At 73.6% G+C, this 3713-nt stretch carries 2 protein-coding genes and 1 pseudogene; 1 reads left to right on the top strand and 2 read right to left on the bottom strand.

From position 1 onward, the window contains the following. A pseudogene (locus KS423_RS41020) lies at positions 1 to 763 on the bottom strand (HEAT repeat domain-containing protein); the annotation flags it as partial. A 367-nt stretch (positions 764 to 1130) separates the two neighbouring features. On the opposite strand from KS423_RS41020, the gene KS423_RS41025 reads away from it, so the two are divergent. Continuing rightward, positions 1131 to 1619 (top strand): PAS domain-containing protein, encoded by a 489-nt coding sequence (locus tag KS423_RS41025; protein WP_224284823.1) that lies wholly within the window; start codon positions 1131 to 1133, stop codon positions 1617 to 1619. A gap of 38 nt (positions 1620 to 1657) precedes the next feature. On the opposite strand, the gene KS423_RS41030 is transcribed toward KS423_RS41025, so the two are convergent. Continuing rightward, positions 1658 to 3139 (bottom strand): hypothetical protein, encoded by a 1482-nt coding sequence (locus KS423_RS41030; RefSeq protein WP_224284824.1) that lies wholly within the window; start codon positions 3137 to 3139, stop codon positions 1658 to 1660. Positions 3140 to 3713 lie beyond the last annotated feature (574 nt).

Consider the following 3713-nt stretch of genomic DNA (forward strand, 5'->3'; position numbering starts at 1 on the left):
CCACCGCGTCGGGGCCGGACGGCGAGTCGGTGCCGCGCGCGGGCTCCGGGAGGACGTCGGGCCGGCCGAGGAAGGCGCCGGCGCCGAGGCCGCCGAGCTCGCCCTGGTCGGCCCAGGCCAGCACGTCGGCGGTGGACCAGCCGGGAGTGACCCCGCTGCGGTTGATCTGGCGTTGCCACAGGTCGAAGGGTGACTGTTCACTGGCCGCCGCCACTCTGGGGTGGTAGGCCGCCCACAGCCGCCAGGGCCGGGGCTCGTAAGCGTTGCGGATGAACTCGCGCAGCTCGGCGTCACCCTCGGGGCCCGGCGCGAAGCGGTCCAGCACGGCGGTACCGAGCAGCAGCAGGCCGCGGTCGTCGTCGCGCAGGGCGAGCTCGTCGAGGGCCCAGGACCAGTTGGCGCCGGTGGCGGCGTACTCGCGCAGCATCAGCAGCGCGTCGCGCCGGCCGTACGCGGCGAGGTGGCCCAGGACGGAGAGGGCGAGGCCGGTGCGGCTCTCGTCGTCGGTGACCAGGTCCTCGGCGGAGTGGAGGTGGTCCTCGATGCCGTCGAGGGGGGCTTCCAGCTCCATGTAGATGCGCGCGTAGTAGAGGGAGCGGCTCTCGACCTGCCAGTCCGCTCGCGGGTCCCTGGTGACGCACTCCTCCAGCGCGGCGATGGCCTCGGCACGGTCGGCGGCCAGCGCGTGGAGCTGCCCGTCACCGCGGCCTCGCTGAAGGAGGCCGAGGAGGCTGGCACTGGGTGCTATCACTGGCTCGAACATGAGGTCAGCATCCGTTGCGGCGGTCGTAGTGGCAACGGGATTTCCGTCGCCGGGGTCTCTGGTCGGTACTGCGGTGGGCGCCCGGGCGCCGGAATCACCGAAGGTTACCGCCTCGGGCCCGCGTCCGCACACAGGGCGACGGAGCCTCCGGCCACAGTGGCATATGCCAGTGGAATTTTGCCTGCGTTCTGTCCAAATCACCCCCGGGGTTGACGACGCTGTGCGACAGTCTTCTCACTGTCCGAACCCCCCGCACGCCGCGGGACGTCCCCCGAACGATGGGTCTGCCATGAACATGCCCTTAGGCGCCACCCGCCCGCCGGGAGCCGTCACAGCGGACGGCGCCCCGACGGGCGGGAGCAGCGCGGTGAGCGACGGGAGCGGCGCCACGGCCGAAGCGCCCGGCGCCGCGGGCGGAGACGGCTCGGGCGACGCCGACAGCGGAACGGACGGCGGAGTGGACGGCACGGCGCAGGAGCCGTCCGGCCCCTGTCTCGGCGACGGCGGCGACCACGACGCGATCGACGGCGACCTGATCGGCTCCGCCGAGTGGGACCTGCTGACCGACGGGATCCAGTGGAGCCCGGAGACCTACCTCCTCCTCGGCTGCGACCCGGAACACGGCCCGCTCAGCCTCGACCGGCTGCCCGACCGCCTCCCCGAGGGGGACCGGCCGCTGCTGCGGCGGATGATGACCGACGCCCTGGTGCACGGCCGCTGCGCCGCCGGCACCCTGCGGGTCCGCCGGCCCGACGGACGACACGACGGCGTCGAGTGCGTGGGCGAGCCCCTCGTCGGCACGGACGGCACCGTCGTCGCGCTGCGCATGCTGATCCGCCCGGCCCCGCCGGCCTGAGCCGACGGCCCGGCCCGGGCGCTCACACCCGGGCCCCGTCAACCAAGCCGCGGCCGGTTCTTGGCGTCCGCCGCCCTCAGCTCCCGGCCCAGCTCCTCCCGCAGCTCGTCCACCACCGGCAGCCCGCGGTACTGCGCGGTCAGCCGGTACATCTCGCGCAGCCGGTCCCAGGTCCGGTGCGAGGAGTTCTGACCGATCAGGTTCATCACCATCTTCGCCTGGAACTGCGCCGCATCCGGCTCCCCGGAGATCAGGTGCACCGAGGCCAGGGTGATCCGGTCGAACAGCGCCGAACGCAGCTGTCCGGTGCCCTCGCGCAGGGTGATCACCCGCTCCGCGTGCCTGCGGGCCTCGGGAGCCGCCCCCGGGTCGTGCTCGGACAGCGTGCGCAGCACCAGGGCCTGCATGCCGCGCAGTTCGGCTTCGTCGAACACCTGCATCCACGAGGGCGGCGGCTCCGGTGCCTCCTCGGTGAACAGGTCCTCGGCCTCCCCGAGCAGCCGGTAGGTGTCCTGGGAGTGTCCGATCGAGGCGTGCGCCCACGCCTCGACGGTGTTGAGCATGGCGCGCGTTCTGGGCAACAGCTGCCCGCCGGCCGCCTTGGCCGCCGCCATCAGGTCGAGCGCGTCGTCGGCCCGACCCAGGTGCACCATCTGCCGCGCGGCCCGGGAGATCGCCTCGCCGGCCCGCGGCCGGTCGCCGGCCTCCTTGGCCGCGTCGGCCGCGATCATGAAGTACTTCTGGGCGGTGGGCTCCAGACCCACGTCGTGCGACATCCAGCCCGCCAGCACCGCCAGGTTGGCCGCGACCAGCCACAGCCGCTGCTCCACGGCGGGCGCGTGTCGGTGCGTCAACAGGCCGCCGACCTCGTTCAGTTGACCGACCACCGCCTTGCGCTGCAACCCGCCGCCACGGGCGGCGTCCCAGGCCCGGAACACCTGCACCGAGTGCTCCAGCGACTCCACCTCGTCGAGCCCGACCGGGCCCGCGTCATACACGTCCACCACCGGGCGCGCTCCGCTCCCGGTGACCACCTGTCGCGGCCCGGGGACGGAGGCCGCGTACGCGACCGCGTCCCCGCTCAGCCAGCCCTTCAACGAGTCGGCGATGACCGCCCCGGCCGTGAGCGCGGCTCCCGCGCCCACCAATCCACGTCGGTTCAGCATGAGGTCCATTCCCGTGAACTCGGTGAGGACCGCGGCTGTTCGATCCGGCGACCATGGCACTGCTGCGGACGCTTCCGCTCCGGACCTGGTGGGCCGGTGTCGTTCCAGACCGAGGTCCTCAGTGGTGACGACACGGCCGAGCCGCTCCGTGAACACGGCCGCCAGCACCCTCGGCACCGGATCGCGCGGGATCTCCCCCTGCTCGATCCAACGCCGTACCCTCGACGTGTCGGTGGACAGCTGCAGCTGCCCCATCGCGGCACCCCGACGGTTGACCAGCCGCGCCAGCTCGCCCTTCGACCATCCGGTCAGGACGAACAGATCGGCCAGTCGGGTGTTGGGTTCCCTGCTCAACGAAGCCCCCAGGTTCCTCGGCTGATCCGAGGCTAGAGGCTCCGGCAAGTGCCAGGCGAGCATTCGCCACCGTTCGCCAGGGCCCGCCAGACTACTAAGCCAGTGCCCGACGGGTGTGTTGTAGAGGTGCGTCACCTCGTCCCCCGGGTCGGGCGGCGTCCCACCAGCGTCGGGGCTGTCCCCCGACGGTGGCACGGGGCGCTCCCGGTCCTCACCCGAGGGGGTGGCGCGGCCGGGTGGCGCGGGGGCGCCGGGCACGGCCACGGCAGTCCGGCCGACCGCATTCCCCAGGGTGCGGACGGCCGGAGCACCGCCGAACAGGGGTTCCCGACCCCATGTCCGTGCCCGGCGCCCGCGCACCACCCGCCGCACCGCATGCCGTACCGCACCACCCGCAGGGCCGCCGTCACGCCAGGAAGCACACGGCACCGGCCCTCCCCCGCCCCCGCGGGGCAGCACCCGCCGACGGACCGGAAGGGACCACCCTCAGCCCATGTACTCCTCAGCGACGACCCCCACGCCCGCCACGACCCGCCCAGCGCTGCGCCCCCCCACCGCAGCCGCCGGCCGCACC

The organism is Streptomyces sp. LS1784 (assembly GCF_020103755.1).
In the GTDB taxonomy this organism is placed as follows: domain Bacteria; phylum Actinomycetota; class Actinomycetes; order Streptomycetales; family Streptomycetaceae; genus Kitasatospora.